Source organism: Streptomyces albiaxialis, assembly GCF_039530985.1.
GTDB classification, from domain to species: domain Bacteria; phylum Actinomycetota; class Actinomycetes; order Streptomycetales; family Streptomycetaceae; genus Streptomyces; species Streptomyces albiaxialis.
Window position 1 is genome coordinate 137194 of the sequence record NZ_BAAAPE010000002.1, and the last position, 15586, is coordinate 152779.

General features: G+C 73.7%; 15 protein-coding genes. 11 read left to right on the plus strand and 4 right to left on the minus strand.

The window, feature by feature from the left end:
* Nucleotides 1-20: 20 nt before the first annotated feature.
* From ABD343_RS05600 to ABD343_RS05650, 11 genes are read left to right on the plus strand one after another with little or no spacing between them, the layout of a single operon-like run.
* Complete coding sequence (locus ABD343_RS05600; protein WP_344524662.1) at nt 21-1295, plus strand: FAD-dependent monooxygenase; 1275 nt, start codon at nt 21-23, stop codon at nt 1293-1295.
* A 36-nt stretch (nt 1296-1331) separates the two neighbouring features.
* Complete coding sequence (locus ABD343_RS05605; protein ID WP_344524664.1) at nt 1332-2741, plus strand: MFS transporter; 1410 nt, start codon at nt 1332-1334, stop codon at nt 2739-2741.
* Nucleotides 2738-3613 carry an FAD binding domain-containing protein gene (locus ABD343_RS05610; protein ID WP_344524666.1) on the plus strand — a complete coding sequence of 292 codons (876 nt, stop codon included), beginning with the start codon at nt 2738-2740 and terminating at the stop codon, nt 3611-3613. The genes ABD343_RS05605 and ABD343_RS05610 overlap by 4 nt, the downstream gene beginning before the upstream one ends.
* A complete protein-coding gene (locus ABD343_RS05615; RefSeq protein ID WP_344524668.1) occupies nt 3606-3938 on the plus strand; it encodes a hypothetical protein in 333 nt (110 codons plus the stop codon). Before ABD343_RS05610 ends, ABD343_RS05615 begins: the two co-directional genes overlap by 8 nt.
* A complete protein-coding gene (locus ABD343_RS05620; RefSeq protein WP_344524670.1) occupies nt 3931-6300 on the plus strand; it encodes a xanthine dehydrogenase family protein molybdopterin-binding subunit in 2370 nt (789 codons plus the stop codon). Before ABD343_RS05615 ends, ABD343_RS05620 begins: the two co-directional genes overlap by 8 nt.
* A complete protein-coding gene (locus tag ABD343_RS05625) occupies nt 6300-6860 on the plus strand; it encodes a (2Fe-2S)-binding protein (protein ID WP_344524672.1) in 561 nt (186 codons plus the stop codon). The genes ABD343_RS05620 and ABD343_RS05625 overlap by 1 nt, the downstream gene beginning before the upstream one ends.
* Nucleotides 6833-7507, plus strand: a complete 675-nt coding sequence (locus ABD343_RS05630; RefSeq protein WP_344524674.1) for an SRPBCC family protein — start codon at nt 6833-6835, stop codon at nt 7505-7507. The genes ABD343_RS05625 and ABD343_RS05630 overlap by 28 nt, the downstream gene beginning before the upstream one ends.
* Nucleotides 7504-8160: an isochorismatase family protein gene (locus tag ABD343_RS05635; RefSeq protein ID WP_344524676.1), complete on the plus strand. Its 657-nt coding sequence runs from the start codon at nt 7504-7506 to the stop codon at nt 8158-8160. The genes ABD343_RS05630 and ABD343_RS05635 overlap by 4 nt, the downstream gene beginning before the upstream one ends.
* Nucleotides 8132-9049 carry an alpha/beta fold hydrolase gene (locus ABD343_RS05640; protein WP_425578103.1) on the plus strand — a complete coding sequence of 306 codons (918 nt, stop codon included), beginning with the start codon at nt 8132-8134 and terminating at the stop codon, nt 9047-9049. The genes ABD343_RS05635 and ABD343_RS05640 overlap by 29 nt, the downstream gene beginning before the upstream one ends.
* Before the next feature lie 8 nt (nt 9050-9057).
* Entirely contained in the window at nt 9058-9528 is a 471-nt protein-coding gene (locus ABD343_RS05645; protein WP_344524680.1) for a MarR family winged helix-turn-helix transcriptional regulator, read from the plus strand.
* A gap of 26 nt (nt 9529-9554) precedes the next feature.
* A complete protein-coding gene (locus tag ABD343_RS05650; protein ID WP_344524682.1) occupies nt 9555-10301 on the plus strand; it encodes a maleate cis-trans isomerase family protein in 747 nt (248 codons plus the stop codon).
* 23 nt (nt 10302-10324) lie between these two features.
* On the opposite strand, the gene ABD343_RS05655 is transcribed toward ABD343_RS05650, so the two are convergent.
* From ABD343_RS05655 to ABD343_RS05670, 4 genes are all read right to left on the minus strand, one after another.
* Nucleotides 10325-12139: a serine/threonine-protein kinase gene (locus ABD343_RS05655; RefSeq protein WP_344524684.1), complete on the minus strand. Its 1815-nt coding sequence runs from the start codon at nt 12137-12139 to the stop codon at nt 10325-10327.
* Between the two features lie 76 nt (nt 12140-12215).
* Entirely contained in the window at nt 12216-13505 is a 1290-nt protein-coding gene (locus ABD343_RS05660) for a DUF6986 family protein (RefSeq protein WP_344525559.1), read from the minus strand.
* A 146-nt stretch (nt 13506-13651) separates the two neighbouring features.
* Nucleotides 13652-14614, minus strand: a complete 963-nt coding sequence (locus ABD343_RS05665; RefSeq protein ID WP_344524686.1) for an electron transfer flavoprotein subunit alpha/FixB family protein — start codon at nt 14612-14614, stop codon at nt 13652-13654.
* Between the two features lie 52 nt (nt 14615-14666).
* The gene (locus ABD343_RS05670; RefSeq protein WP_344524688.1) at nt 14667-15452 is read right to left on the minus strand and encodes an electron transfer flavoprotein subunit beta/FixA family protein; all 786 of its coding nucleotides are present in this window, start codon (nt 15450-15452) and stop codon (nt 14667-14669) included.
* Nucleotides 15453-15586: the final 134 nt, after the last annotated feature.

The window sequence follows — 15586 nt, forward strand, 5'->3', positions numbered from 1 at the left end:
TCGCCCTAAGGAGAGCCGCCTTGGCGCCCAGTCAGTCGTTCGAAGCCACTATCGTCGGCGGAGGTCTCGGCGGGCTCACCGCCGCCCTCGCGCTGCGGCAGCGCGGCGTGCGGGTCACCGTGCTGGAGCAGGCGGCGCAGCTCGGCGAGGTGGGCGCCGGCATCCAGACCGCGCCGAACGCCAGCAGGCTGCTGCTCGGCATGGGGCTGCGCAAGGAGCTGGAGGCCATCCACACCGAGCCGCTCGACCAGGTGCGGCGCCGGTGGAAGGACGGCAGCGTCGTCGGGCTCACCTCGCTGGGCCAGCACTGCAAGGACACGTACAACGCCCCGTACTGGCACTACCACCGGGCCGACCTGCACCGCGTGCTCATGGACGCGTGCACCGACCCCGGCGGTCCGGGCCCCGTCGTCACGCTGCACACCAGCAGCAGGGTGACGGAGCTGGACCGCACCGACCCCGCGCGGCCCGTCGCGGTCACCGAGGGCGGCGAGCGGTACGCGGGCGACGTGCTCATCGGCGCGGACGGCATCCGCTCGAAGGTGCGGGACCTGATGGGCGCCGAGGACACCCTCGAATTCTCCGGGGAGATGTGCTTCCGCGCGCTGATCTCCGGGGACGCGATCGCCGCCGACCCGGCCACGCGCTGGCTGGTGGACCGCTTCCAGTCCACGATCTGGTACGGCCCTGACCGCCACCTGGTGCACTACATGATCCGGGGCGGCGAGTACCTCAACATCGTGGCCATCGTGCCCTGCACGGACGAGGTCGCGGAGAAGTGGACCGTGCCGTCCTCCTCGGCCGAGCTGGCGGCGGCGTACCCCGGCTGGGACGACCGCGTCCCGGCGATGCTGTCCAAGGCCAAGGACGACGACGTCTCCCTCTTCGCCCTGTACTACCGGCGCCGCGACCCCGTCTGGCAGGACGGCCGGGTGGCGCTGCTGGGCGACGCCTGCCACGCGATGCTCCCGTACCAGGCGCAGGGCGCCTCGCAGGCGATGGAGGACGCGGCCGTGCTCGCCGAGGAGCTGGGCGCGGTCACCGCCGACGGCGTCGAGCAGGGCCTGCGGCGCTACGTCGACCGGCGGGCCAAGCACGCGGGCATGGTGCAGGACGCCTCGCTGCGCAACAAGGACTTCTACCACTACCCCGACGGCCCCGAGCAGCGGGAGCGGGACCGCAAGCTGGCGCGCGGCTTCAGCGGGGAGTCCGACGTCTCCTACGACTGGCTCTGGAGCGGCACGCCGCTGCGGGACCCCGACATGACCGCTTTCTCGTACCAGTTCCCACGCTGAAACGCCCCACCGTCCCCGGCTCCGCGAGGTGATCCCGTGAAGACAGGCGATCAGATAGTGCAGGAGCTCCCCTGGAGATGGGGAGTCCAAGGAAAGATCTTCGTCATCGGTGGCCTCGGCTATCTGTTCGACGCGTACGACATCGCGCTCAACGGCTTCCTGATGCCCCTGCTCGGCAAGGAGTTCGACCTCAGCCTGAGCGCCCGGGGCTTCGTCGCCACGGCGAACCTCGTCGGGATGGCGGTCGGCGCGATCGTATGGGGCGCCATCGCCGACCGTATCGGCCGGAAGAAGGCCTTCAGCGCGACGCTGCTGATCTTCGCGCTCTTCTCCGTGCTCGGCGCCCTCTCCCCCGACTACGGGATCTTCCTGCTCTTCCGCTTCCTCGCGGGCGTCGGGCTGGGCGGCTGCATCCCGGTGGACTACGCGCTGGTGAGCGAGTTCTCCCCGAAGAAGTACCGGGGCCGGATCCTCACCGCGCTCGACCTGTGGTGGCCCATCGGCGTCACCCTGTGCGGACTGGCCTCGACCGCGCTGATCCCGCTCGACGGCAACTGGCGCTGGATGCTGGCCACGATGGTGCTGCCCGCACTGCTGCTCTTCTGGGTGCGGCGCGGGGTGCCCGAGTCGCCGGTGTACCTGACGAAGACAGGCCGCGAGGCCGAGGCCCGCGAGGTCATCGACGACCTGGTGGAGCGTACGGGCGCGACGCCCGAGCCGTACGCCGTCCCCGAGCCCGTGCGGCGGGAGACGACGGGCGGAGTGCGCGCCGGCGTCGAGCAGTTCCGCCGGCTGTGGAGCCACAGCCCGCGTATCACCTCGGTGGCCTGGCTGTTGTTCATCACCATCATGCTCGTCTACTACGCGGCGCTGACCTGGATGCCCTCCATCCTCAAGGAGGAGGGCTACGGCGACACCGCGTCGTTCACCGGCACGACCCTGATGAGCGGCGTCGGCATCGCGGGCGTGCTCGCCTCGACCTGGCTGGTGGACGTGGTGGGCCGCAAGCGGCTCATCGGCTTCTCCGCGCCCGTGGCGACGGCCGCGCTGGTCGTCTTCGCGCTGGTGCTGGACGTCCGGACCCCGGCGCTCGTCATGATCGCCGTCTTCGGCTTCCTGATCCAGCTCACGATCCCGGCGCTGTACGCGTACGTCTCCGAGCTGTACCCCACGACGCTGCGCGCCAGCGGCTTCGGCTGGGCCTCGTCCGTCAGCCGGATCAGCACCGGCTTCGCGCCGATGCTGTTCGGCTCGCTGATGTGGCCGACGCTGGGGCTGCCGCTGACGTTCACCGTGCTCGGCGTGGTCGTGGTCGCGGCGGTGCTGTGGATGGCGGTCGCCGCGCCGGAGACCAAGGGGCGCGAGCTGGACGCCGACGAGGTGACGGAGGGCCCCGACCCGGACCCGGGCCCGGCCTCCGCGCGGGAGGAGGTGCCCGCGCCGTGAAGCCCGCCCCGTTCACGTACCACCGCGCCCGCGATCTGGACGGCGCCACCCGGCTGCTGGCCGAACTCGCGGACGCCGGGGGCGAGCCGAAGGTCGTCGCGGGCGGCCAGAGCCTGGTCGCCATGATGAACTTCCGCCTCGCCCGCCCCGACCACCTGGTCGACATCTCCGGGCTCGACGGGCTGCGCGGCATCCGTCCCGGCGTCGACGGCGCCCTGCGCATCGGGGCCCTCACCACGCACCACGAGGTCGAGACCGCGCCGGACCTCGGCCCCGGCTTCGCCGTGCTGCGCGACGCGATGCGCTGGGTGGGCCACTTCCCGATCCGTACGCGCGGCACGGTCGGCGGCAGCCTGGCGCACGCCGACGCGACCGCCGAGTGGTGCCTGCTGGCGCTGCTGCTGGACGCGGTCCTCGTGGCCCAGGGCCCAGGCGGCGTACGGCGGATCGACGCCCGGGACTTCTTCCACGGCTACTACACGACCGCGCTGGAGCCCGACGAGCTGCTGACCGAGGTCGTCTTCCCACGCCCGGCGCCGCACGCCGCGCTCACCGAGTACGCGCAGCGGCACGGCGACTTCGCGACGGTCGCCGCCGCCGTCGACCTCGACGTGGCGCCCGACGGGCGCACGGTGCGCGGCGGCCGGGTCGCGCTCGGCGGCGTCGCGGCACTGCCGGTGCGGGTCCCGGAGGCCGAGCGGGTCCTCGCCGAGGGCGGCCCGGCCGGCCGGGACCTCTTCGCCGCCTGCGCCTCGGCGGCGGCGACCGCGATAGACCCGCCCAACGACGCCAACGGCAGCACGGACTACCGCCGCGGCCTCACCCGCACCCTGGTGACACGCGCCTGCGAGGAGGCGATGCCCGGTGCGTGAGAACCCGACCGCCAGGGCACGCCCCCAACACCGCGTCCGGCGGAACCTCGCGGAGGACGGCACCCCTTCGGACGCCCACGCGCCCCGCGTGCCACAGGCGGCGGCCCCACCCCGCGACACCGACGAACACCGCCGCACCCTCGTCGGCGCCCGAAGGACAGCCGCCGGAGCCGAGGCCCCGCCAGGGGCCCACGCGGCCCGCGCGGCAGCGGTCGCGTACGCCACCGACCCGCCCCGTGACGCCGACGGCAGCGCCGCACACCGTCGCGGCCCCGCCCGCACCCCGAACGCGCGTACCCGCGAGGAGGCGATGGACCATGAGTGAGGACCGGAGCGACGGCATGCTCGTGGGGGCTTCCGTCGGGCGGCGGGAGGATCCGCGGCTGCTGACCGGGCGCGGGCGGTTCACCGACGACATCCGGCTGCCCAGCATGCTGTACGCCGCGTTCGTCCGCGCGACCGTCGCGCACGCCACGGTCACCTCGCTCGACCTGTCGGCCGTCCGCGACGTCCCGGGCGTGGTCGCCGCGTTCTGCGCGGACGACCTCGAGCTCGGCGACATCACGGCCCGCCTCGGCCGCCCCGCCGCCGAGTTCGTGCCGACGAGCATGCCGGTGCTGGCCCGCGACCGGGTGCGGTACGCGGGCGAGCCCCTGGCCGTGGTCGTGGCCCGCGACCCGTACGCCGCCGAGGACGGGATCGAGGCCGCGCGTGTCACGTACGAGACGCGGACCGCCGTCACGTCCGACGCCCAGGCCCTGGCCCCCGGCGCGCCGCTGGTGCACGACGAGGCGGCGGCCAACACCCTCGTGGACGTCTCGATGTTCGCGACCGAGGGCATCGATGAGGTCTTCGCGGGCGCCCATCAGGTCGTCGGCGTGGAGTCCCGCACCGGGCGGCAGAACGCGCTGCCGCTGGAGACCCGGGGCGCCGTCGCCGCCTGGGACGACCGCGAGCAGCAGCTCGTGCTGCACACGTCCACGCAGGTCCCGCACCAGGTCCGTACGGTCGCCGCCCGCTGTCTCGGGCTGGACGAGCGCGCGGTGCGCGTGATGGTCCCGGACATGGGCGGCGGCTTCGGCCTCAAGTGCGTGGTCGGGCGCGAGGAGATCGCGGTCGGCGCGGCCGCGCTGCGCATGGGCCGCCCCGTGAAGTGGACGGAGGACCGCAAGGAGGCGCTGACCGCCTCGTTCCTGGCGCGCGAGCAGCACTACGACGTACGGGCCGCGTTCGACGCGGAGGGTCGGATCCTCGGCCTGGACGCGGACATCGTGTGCGACATGGGCGCGTACTCCTGCTACCCGTTCACGGCCGGCATCGAGCCGCTGATGGCCTCCGCCGAGATGCCGGGCGTCTACCGGGTGCCCGCCTACCGCGTACGGGCCCGCGCCGTGACCACCAACAAGGCGCCGACCGCGCCGTACCGGGGCGTGAGCCGCCCGCAGTACGTGGTGGTGATGGAGCGGCTCTTCGAACGGGCCGCGCGCGAGCTGGGCCTGGACCCGGTCGAGATCCGCCGCCGCAACCTGATCACCGAGTTCCCGTACACGGGCGTCAACAACGTGACGTACGACCCGGGTTCGTATCTGGAGTCGCTCGACCTGTGCGAGGCGACGCTCCGCGAGGAGGGCTGGTACGAGCGCCGGGACGAGGCGGCGGCCGAGGGGCGGCACCTGGGCATCGGTTACTCCTGCTTCAGCGAGCGTACGGGCTACGGCTCGGCGGCGTTCGCGCAGCGCAAGATGGAGGTCGTCCCCGGCTTCGACATCTCCGAGGTCCGGATGGACACCAGCGGCGCGCTCACCGTCACCACCGGCACCATGAGCCACGGCCAGAGCCACGAGACGACGATGGCGCAGATCGCCGCCGACGCGCTCGGCCTGACCCTCGACAAGGTCCGCGTCCACCAGGGCGACACGGACCGCATCACCTACGGCTGGGGCACCTTCGCCAGCCGCTCGATCGCGGTCGGCGGCAGCGCGGTACGGCTCGCGGCGGCCAAGCTCGGCGAGAAGCTGCGGCTGCTGGCCGCGCACCGCTGGGACGTACCGCCCGAGCAGGTCGCGCTCGCGCGCGGCGGGGTGCGGCACACGGACGGCGAGCGTTTCCTCGGCCACGAGGAACTGGCGGACGTGGCCTATCTCAAGGCGCATCTGCTGCCCGAGGGCATGGATCCGGGACTCGCGGCCACCGCCTCGTTCGACGTCTTCAACGACGGCACGTTCTCGAACGCCACCCACGGCGTCGTCGTCGAACTCCACGAGGGCACGGGCCAGGTGGAGATCCTGCGCTACGTGTGCGTCGAGGACTGCGGCGTCGCCATCAACCCGCAGGTCGTCGAGGGCCAGTGCCGGGGCGGCATCGCGCAGGGCATCGCGGGCGCCCTCTTCGAGCAGGTCACCTACGACGAGCAGGGCGAGCCCTCGGCCACCAGCTTCATGGACTACAAGGTGCCGACCGCGCTGGAGATCCCCGACATCGGCATCCAGCACCTGGAGACGCCCTGCGCGTTCACCGAGACCGGCGCGAAGGGCGCGGGCGAGGGCGGCACCATCGGCGCCCCGGCCGCCGTCCTCAACGCGGTCAACGACGCGCTGCGCCCGACCGGCGTCGAGCTGGACAGCACCCCCGTCACCCCGGAAACCGTCGCGAGCGCTCTCGCCTCCCACGCACTGGAGCACGCCTGATGCCCGACATCACCCACCAGCCCCCGGGGCAGCAACTGCTGGCCCTGACCGTGAACGGCGAGCGCCACGAGGTGCTGACCGAGCCGCGCCGCACCCTCGTGGACGTGCTCCGGCACGACCTCGGTCTCACCGGCACCCACGTCGGCTGCGAGCACGGCATCTGCGGCGCCTGCACGGTCCTGGTCGACGGCGCGCCCGCGCGGGCGTGCCTGATGTTCGCCGCCCAGGCCGAGGACGCCGAGATCCGTACGGTCGAGGGGCTCGGGGGCGGGCCCGACGGGCGCGAACTCGGCGATCTGCAGCGGGCGTTCACCGAGCACCACGGGCTCCAGTGCGGCTTCTGCACCCCGGGGTTCCTGATGCTCGCCGAGGGCTACCTCGCCGAACGGCCGGAGGCGTCCAAGGAGGAGATCCGCGAGGTGGTCGCCTCCAACCTGTGCCGGTGCACCGGCTACCAGACGATCGTCGAGGCGATCGACGACTGCGCGGCACGCCGCAGGGCGGCCCGTGACGAGGAGGACGAGGAGATGTCATGCAGCTCAGCAACGCCGTCCCGGTGAGCGCCCCGCCCGGGGAGGTCTTCGCCCTGGTCAACGACGTCGAACGCGTCGTCTCCTGCATGCCGGGGGCCTCGCTCGACGGCCGCGAGGGCGACGACGGCTGGCGTGGCCGCGTCAAGGTCAAGGTCGGCCCGATCACGGCGGCGTACGCCGGTACGGTCCGCTTCCTGGAGGTCGACGAGCAGGCCCGTACGCTGCGCGTCCAGGCGCGCGGCGCCGACGCGCACGGCAGCGGCGACGCGGAGGCCGCCGTCCGGCTGGAGGTCGCGGAGGCGCCGGACGGCTCCTCCGAGCTGCGGCTGGAGACGGACCTGGTGATCCGCGGCAAGATCGCCCAGTTCGGCAAGGGCGCGGTGGCGACCGTCTCGGACAAGATCCTCCAGCAGTTCGCCCGCAACCTGGGCGCGCTGCTGACCGGGCAGGAGGCCCAGCGTCCCGCGACGGCGCCGCACGCCTCCACGCCGAGGTCCACCTCGTCGGCCGCCCCGCCTCCTGCTGCTCCGCTGCCCGCCGACAGCGAACTGGACGGCCTCGCGATGTTCGTCGGTCCGGCCCTCACCAAGTACGGGCCCGTCGTCGGCGCCTTCGCCTTCGGCCTGTTCGAGGGCTGGCTGCTGGCCCGCGCGTTCCCGAGGAGGAAGCGGTGACCGCCGGAGCCGAGGGGACGGGGACGGGGACGGTCGAGGAGACCTACGAACGCGCCGGGTTCGGGGCGCCCGTACGGCGCGGCAGCCGTCCCGCGCTCGTCGTCGTGGACCTGACGCGGGGCTTCACGGAGCCCTCGTTCGCCACGGGCGCCGATCTGACCGGCGTCGTGGACGCCACCTCCGAGCTGGTCGAGGCCGCGCGTCCCGCCGGGGTCCCGGTCCTCTGGACCGTGATCTCCTACACCCCGGCCGAGGCCGAGGGCCGCTCCATCACCTGGCTGGACAAGGCACAGGGAATGCGCGCCCTGGTCGAGGGCGGCGAGGCCGTGGCCCTCGATCCGCGGCTGCCGCGCGCGCCCGGGGACCCGGTCGTGGTGAAGAAGGGCGCGTCCGCGTTCTTCGGCACCTCGCTCGCCGCGTCGCTGACGGCGCTCGGCGCCGACACGGTGCTGGTGTGCGGGGCGACGACCAGCGGCTGCGTCCGCGCGACCGCCGTGGACGCGGTCCAGTCGGGCTTCCCCGTCCTCGTCCCCCGAGAGGCGGTCGGCGACCGCGCCGCCGGCCCGCACGACGCCGCGCTCTTCGATATCCAGGCCAAGTACGGGGACGTGATCGAGCAGGACGATGCGCTCGGCTATCTCCGTTCCCTCTGACGACCCCAGGAGTCCCCTCTTGTCCCTCCCCGCACGCTTCCTCACCCCCGAGGCCGCCGCCGACCTCGCCGATGTCCCGGCCGTCAGCCGCTGGGTCTCCTCCGGCGGGCCGCGCCTCCACGTCCTCGACTACGGCGACGACGGCGTCCCTCTGCTGATCCTCCCCGGCATCACCAGTCCCGCCGTGACCATGGACTTCGTGGCCCGCGAGCTGACGGACCTGGTCCGCCCGCTGGTGCTGGACGTGCGCGGGCGCGGCTTCTCCGGCGACGGTGCCGCGTACGGCCTGGAGGCGTACGCGGAGGACACCGAGGCCGTCGTCGAGGGCCTCGGGCTCGAACGGCCGCTGCTGTTCGGGCACTCGATGGGTGCCCGTATCGCCGCCGCCACGGCCGTCCGCGGCAAGGCTCCCCTGCGCGGCGCCGTGCTGGTCGATCCGCCGATGAGCGGGCCCGGGCGCGGCCCGTACCCGACGACGCTCGACGCGTTCCTGGGCCAGCTCGCCGAGGCCCGGCGCGGCACGGACGCGGAGGAGGTCGGCCGCTCGTGGCCGCGCTGGCCGCTGCGGGAGCGCGCGCTGCGCGCCCGCTGGCTCGCGAGCTGCGGCGAGGAGGCCGTCCGCGGCACCCATCGGGGCTTCGAGGAGGAGGACTTCTTCGACTGGTGGCCGTCGGTGCCCGTCCCGGTGGAGCTGCTGTACGGCGCGGACAGCCCCGTCGTCACGGCGGAGGGCGCCGCCGAGGCCGCCCGTACGCTGCCGGACGCACGGCTGACGGAGATTCCGGACGCGGGGCACATGGTCTTCTGGGACAACCCGGACGGGGCCCTCGACCGGCTGCGCGCCGCGGTGCGCGGGCTGCTCGGCCGATCCGTCAACTGCCGTGCTTAAGTGGGCGCATGGCTGACAAGACCACCCTCCACACGACGGCACCCGAAGCCCTCACGGCCGCCCCCGGCTATCAGGTCAGACGCCTCTACCAGGCCTATCTGGCCGTCTGGGTCCGGGCGGTCGACCCGACGCTGACGGGGCCGCAGTTCGCGGTCCTGACGGCGGTGAACGCGGCGCCCGGCAGCGACCAGAGCTCGATGGCGTCCGCCGTCGCCCTGGACACCTCGACCATGGCGGACGTCGCCCGGCGGCTGGAGAAGCGCGGGCTGCTGGAGCGCCGCACCGCGGCGGCCGACGGCCGCCGGAAACTGCTCTACCTCACCGAGCAGGGCGAGCACGCCCTGCGTGAGGCGAACGGCCGCGCCCGGGAGCTGGACGAGCGCCTGCTCGACCCGTACCCGCCCGAGCGCCGCGACGAGCTCCTGCGGGAGCTGACCGCCCTCGCCGACCACTGGGAGTCGCTGGGCGGGGACACCTGACCACCCACCCTTCCTCCGGAGGACCCGTGACGGACCACCACATCGGCATGATCGTGCCCAGCTCGAACCTGACGATGGAGACCGAGCTGCCCCGGATGCTGCGCGCCCGCGAGGAGGCGCTGCCCGGGGACCGCTTCCTGTTCCACAGCAGCAGGATGCGGATGAAGCACGTGACGCCCGAGCAGTTGCGGGCGATGAACGCGCAGACCGACCGGGCCTCGCGCGAACTCGCCGACGCCCGGCCCGACGTGGTGGCCTCGGCCTGCCTCGTCGCGATCATGGCGCAGGGCCCCGGGCACCACTGCGTGGCGGAGGAGGAGATCCGGACCGCGCTGCGCGACGAGGGTTCCGAAGCGCCCGTGGTCTCCAGCGCCGGCGCGCTGCTCGACGGCATCGCGGCGCTGGGCGCGAAGCGGGTCGCGGTGGTCACGCCGTACATGGAGGCGCTGACGAAGACCGTCGTCGCCTACATCGAGGACGCCGGGACCGAGGTGGTGGACGCGCTGAGCCTGGAGGTCCCCGACAACCTCGCCGTCGCCCGCCTCGACCCCGACGGCCTGCGCGAGCACTGGCGCCGCCTGGACCTCGCGCGCGCCGACGCGCTCGTGCTGTCGGCCTGCGTGCAGATGCCCTCGCTGTCGGCGGTCCAGCCCGTCGAGGACGCCTCGGGCCTGCCGGTGCTGACGGCGGCGACCGCGACGACGCGCCGCGTCCTCACCGAACTGGGCCTGCCCCCGGTGGTGCCGGGCGCGGGACGGCTGCTCGCGGGCTGAGGGAGCCCGGCCGGGGCGGGGGTTCAGCAGACGGGGAGGCCCGGCAGCGGCTTGTCGTTGTCGCCGCCCTTGATGTAGACGTCGCTGACGTACACGTTGACGTTGCCGCTGTCGTCGTCCGTGCGTGCCCACCACACGTTGGTCCACTTGCCGTAGGTCTCGCGCTGGGGCTTCTTCACCTGGCAGTAGAAATAGTTGGTGCCCGCGTTGAGCTTCCCGACGGGCTTGTGGCCGCCGTCGTAGGACGTGGCGCCGCGCCACACCTCGCAGTTGAACTTGCCGCCGCCGATGCCGTGGCAGACGGGAGCGGGCGCCGGGCCTCCGCCTCCGCCCCCGGAGCCTCCGCCGTCGCCGCCGCCGGAGCCCTTGCCCCCGTCGTCCTTCCCGCCGGAGCCGCCCCCGTCCGCGCCGCCGCCGTCCCCCTTGCCGGAGTCCTTGCTGCCGCCGTCGTCCTTGCCGCCCGGGCCGCCGCCCGCCGCCGCTCCGGGCTTGCCGCTCGCGGAGGCGGAACGGCCCGGGGACGGCCGGGAGGTCTTCTTCTCCCTGCCGTCGCCCTTGTCCCTCTCCCCCTTGTCGATACGCCCGTTCCGCGCGTCCTCGTCGCCGGGCGCGGCCTCGCCGCCCTCGCCGCCGGGGCCCCGCGTGTCGGAGGCGCGCGAGGACCGCTCGTCGTCCCCGTGCTGGCTGACGAGCGCGTACGTGACGCCGCCCCCGGCCGCCAGCACGGTCGCGACGGCGGCCGCGACGACCTTGAGCCGCTGCTTTCCCCGGGGCGCGCTCACGGGCGGAGACGGAGACGGATGGGGCGCGGGCTCCGGCGCGGGCGGTGGTCCGAACCCGCCCGGTCCCGGGCCCTGTCCCGGTCCCGCTCCCTGGGCCGCCGCGTCGCGCGAGGTCGGCGTGTACGGCGTCCAGGGCGCGCCCCCGGAGGCGGGCGGCGGGGGCAGGGCGGCACCCGAGGCGACGGCCTTCAAAAGCGTGGCGGCACGCGACGCGTCGGCGCGCGACGCCGGGTCCTTGTGCAGCAGTTCGGCGAGCGCGGGCGCCAGGACGCCCGCGTTGCGCGGCTCGGGCAGCGGCTCGGTGACGATCGCCGCGAGCGTCGACCACGTGGACGTACGGCGGAACGGGGAGACGCCCTCCACCGCCGCGTACAGCGTCGCGCCCAGCGCCCATACGTCCGAGGGCGGGCCCGGCTCGGCGCCGCTGGCGCGCTCGGGCGCGAGGTAGTCGAGGGAGCCGACGAGTTCGCCGCTGGAGGTGAGGCGCGTGGACTTGCCGTCGCCCGGGTCGTCCATCGCGGCGATGCCGAAGTCGGTGAGGACGACGCGGCCCTCTCCCCCGTCGGCCCGCCGGTCCAGCAGGATGTTGCCGGGCTTGACGTCGCGGTGCAGCACGCCCACCGCGTGCGCGGCGGCGAGCGCGTCGAGGACGGCGGCGCCGATCCGCGCGGCCTCCACCGGGTCGAGGGTGCCGCGCTCGTCGAGCACGTCGGCCAGCGAGGGCCCCTCGACCAGCTCCATGACGATGAGCGGGCGCCCCTCGTGCTGGGCGACGTCGTGCACGGCGATGACGCCGGAGTGCCGCACGCGCGCGGCGGCGCGGGCCTCGCGCTGCATCCGCGTGTGCAGCTCGGCGAGTTCGTGCTCGCCCGCGTCGGTGTACGTCCGCAGTTCCTTGACGGCGACCTCGCGCCCGAGCACCTCGTCGACGGCGCGCCAGACCACGCCCATGCCGCCGCGGCCGAGCTGGGACGCCACGCGGTAGCGCCCCGCCAGCAGCCTTCCCCCGCCGTCCCGGCCCCCGCCGTCCGGCCCCGCATCCCCCGGATTCCGCACCGCTCTCCGTCCCCCTTGTCCCGCCGTGGTCGGTCGATCACGTGATGAGGGGAACAGCCTACGGTCCCGGAGTGGCCTATGAGGCCGGAGCCCTGCGCCCCGCGAGCTGTTCGAGGCGGGCGCGGTCCAGGCCGGACGCGTCGGTGACCTCGGCGGAGGAGAGCGCTCCGCAGTCCAGTCCGCGCAGCAGATAGTCGCCGAGGGCCCGGGCCGTGGCGGGCTCGTCCAGCACGTCGCCGCCGGAGCGTGCCACGTAGGCGGCGAGGCGCTCGGCGGCGCGCGCCATGCCCTCGCGGTAGAAGGCGTACACGGCGGCGTAGCGGGTCACGAGGTGGCCCGGGTGCATGTCCCAGCCCTGGTAGTACGCGCGGGCCAACGCCCGCCGTACGAGCCGGTGGTGGAGCCGCCACGCGTCGTGCACGGCGTCCCGGGAGCCGACGGGCAGCACGTTGGTGGAGCCGTCCGACAGCCGTACGCCCGTCCCCGCGGCGGCGACCTGCATGACGGCCTTCGCGTGGTCGGCGGCGGGGTGGTCGGGGGCCTGGTGCGCGGCGCTGACGCCGCAGGAGGCGCTGTAGTCGAAGGTGCCGTAGTGCAGCGAGGTGGCGCGGCCGTCGGCGGCGTCGATCATGGGGGCGACGGTGGCGCGCCCGTCGGGGCCGAGGATGGACTGGGTGGTCTCGATCTGGATCTCGAAGCCGATACGGCCGGGCGCGAGCCCGTGCGCCTTCTCGAACTCCTCGCACAGCCGCGCCATGGCGGCGACCTGCTCGGCGTAGGTGACCTTGGGCAGCGTGAGCACGAGCCCGTCGGGCAGGCCGCCCGTCTCCGTCAGGCCGGTGAGGAAGACGTCGAGGGTGCGGATGCCGCGCTCGCGCACGGCGGCCTCCATGCACTTCATGCGGATGCCCGCGTACGCCGGGGAGCCCGCGCTGTCCTTCCCGCACCAGTCCGCGACGAGCCTCGCCGCCCGTGCCGCGTGCGCGTCCTCCTCGGCGTCCGCGCGGACCCCGTACCCGTCCTCGAAGTCGATGCGGAGGTCCTCGACGGGCTCGCTCTCCAGCTTGGCGCGGACCCGTGCGTACACGGGCTCGGCGAGCGCGGCGTCGATGCCGAGGACGTCCGCGAGCGCGCCCGCGTCGGGCGCGTGCGCGTCGAGCAGCGCGAGGGCCTCCGCGCCCCACTCGCGCGGGGTGCCGGGGGCGAGGGCGTCGCCGGGGACGTAGACGGTGTGCACGGGCTGGCGGGTGCCGGGGTCGCCGGGGAAGCGGCGCGCCAGCTCGGCGTCCACGCCCGCGAGCGAACCGGCGACGCCGTCCGTCACGGACTTCGCGAAGGTGGTGCTGACCGTCCCGCCGTGCGTCATCGACACTCCCACTCCACTCCTCAACATTTTGTTGAACCCGTGCCGCGAAGCTAATGCCCGCCTGACCTGGGCGTCAAGGGTCCGGACACGTGAGCGGCCCCCGTACGCGGTGCGTACGGGGGCCGCTCACGAGCCGGGAGGCGGGGTCAGCCCTTGCGGGTCTTGACCTCCTCGGTGAGCTGCGGGACGACCTCGAAGAGGTCGCCGACGATGCCGTAGTCGACCAGGTCGAAGATCGGGGCCTCGGCGTCCTTGTTGATGGCCACGATGGTCTTCGAGGTCTGCATGCCGGCCCGGTGCTGGATCGCGCCGGAGATGCCCGCGGCGATGTAGAGCTGCGGGGAGACCGACTTGCCGGTCTGGCCGACCTGGTGGCTGTGCGGGTACCAGCCCGCGTCCACCGCGGCGCGGGAGGCGCCGACGGCCGCGCCGAGCGAGTCGGCGAGCGCCTCGATCACCGGGAAGTTCTCGGCGCCGTTGACGCCGCGGCCGCCGGAGACCACGATCGCGGCCTCGGTCAGCTCCGGACGCCCGGTCGACTCGCGCGGGGTGCGCGAGGTGACCTTGGTGCCGGTGGCCGTCTCGCCGAAGCTCACGGAGAGCTGCTCGACGGCGCCCGCCGCCGGGGCGGCCTCGGGCGCGGCCGAGTTCGGCTTCACGGTGATGACCGGGGTGCCCTTGGTGATGCGGGACTTGGTGGTGAACGCCGCCGCGAAGACGGACTGCGTCGCCACCGGGCCCTCGTCACCGGCCTCCAGGTCCACGGCGTCGGTGATGATGCCGGAGCCGATACGGACCGCGAGGCGGGCCGCGATCTCCTTGCCCTCGGCGGACGAGGGGACCAGCACGGCGGCCGGGGACACGGCGTCGTAGGCGGCCTGGAGCGCGTCGGTCTTCGGGACGACGAGGTAGTCGCCGAACTCGGGCGCGTCGGCGGCCAGGACGCGGGTCGCGCCGTACTCGCCGAGGACCTTGGCGGCCTCCTCGGCGTTCGGGCCGAGGTGCACGGCGACCGGCTCGCCGATGCCGCGGGCGAGGGTCAGCAGTTCGAGGGTGGGCTTGCGGACGGCGCCGTCCACGTGGTCGACGTAGACAAGGACTTCAGCCATGGTTCTTGTTCTCCTGCCAGGAAAGAGGGGGCGATGGGGCGGGCGCTGCGGCTCAGATGAACTTCTGGCCCGCGAGGTACTCGGCGAGCTGCTTGCCGCCCTCGCCCTCGTCCTTGACGACGGTGCCCGCGGTGCGCGCCGGGCGCTCGTTCGCCTCGTCGACCGTGGTCCAGGCGCCCTCCAGGCCGACCTCCTCGGCCTCGATGTCGAGGTCGTCGAGGTCCAGCGACTCGACCGGCTTCTTCTTCGCGGCCATGATCCCCTTGAAGGAGGGGTAACGGGCCTCGCCCGACTGGTCGGTGACCGAGACGACCGCGGGGAGCGACGCCTCCAACTGCTCGGTGGCCGCGTCGCCGTCGCGGCGGCCCTTGACGACGCCGTCCTCGACGGAGACCTCGGACAGCAGCGTCACCTGCGGCACACCGAGGCGCTCGGCGAGCATCGCGGGCAGCACGCCCATGGTGCCGTCGGTGGAGGCCATGCCGCAGACCACCAGGTCGTACCCGGTCTTCTCGACGGCCTTGGCGAGGACCAGCGAGGTGCCGAGCGCGTCGGTGCCGTGGAGGTCGTCGTCCTCCACGTGCACGGCCTTGTCGGCACCCATCGAAAGCGCCTTGCGCAGCGCGTCCTTGGCGTCCTCGGGGCCGACGGTCAGCACCGTGATCTCGGCGTCGTCGGCCTCGTCGGCGATCTGGAGCGCCTGCTCCACCGCGTACTCGTCCAGCTCGGAGAGCAGGCCGTCGACCGACTCGCGATCGGTGGTCAGGTCCTCCGCGAAGTGCCGGTCACCGGTGGCGTCAGGCACGTACTTCACACAGACAACGATCCTCAAGCTCACGCCGGCTCTCCTACTGCTTCGACTTACGGGTCCCGGTCCGGTGGACCGATGTTCCGTCCACAATATTACTCGTCAGTACACTCGGCACATTCCCCGTTCTCAAGACCACGGAACTGTGACCTTGCCAACGAGGA

Bases quoted from the DNA above. Each gene is read 5' to 3' on its own strand.
- ABD343_RS05640 (WP_425578103.1), top strand. From the start codon at position 8,132: ATGCGCTCGGCTATCTCCGTTCCCTCTGACGACCCCAGGAGTCCCCTC.
- ABD343_RS05645 (WP_344524680.1), top strand. From the start codon at position 9,058: ATGGCTGACAAGACCACCCTCCACACGACGGCACCCGAAGCCCTCACG.
- ABD343_RS05625 (WP_344524672.1), top strand. From the start codon at position 6,300: ATGCCCGACATCACCCACCAGCCCCCGGGGCAGCAACTGCTGGCCCTG.
- ABD343_RS05630 (WP_344524674.1), top strand. From the start codon at position 6,833: ATGCAGCTCAGCAACGCCGTCCCGGTGAGCGCCCCGCCCGGGGAGGTC.
- ABD343_RS05620 (WP_344524670.1), top strand. From the start codon at position 3,931: ATGAGTGAGGACCGGAGCGACGGCATGCTCGTGGGGGCTTCCGTCGGG.
- ABD343_RS05665 (WP_344524686.1), bottom strand. From the start codon at position 14,614: ATGGCTGAAGTCCTTGTCTACGTCGACCACGTGGACGGCGCCGTCCGC.
- ABD343_RS05660 (WP_344525559.1), bottom strand. From the start codon at position 13,505: ATGACGCACGGCGGGACGGTCAGCACCACCTTCGCGAAGTCCGTGACG.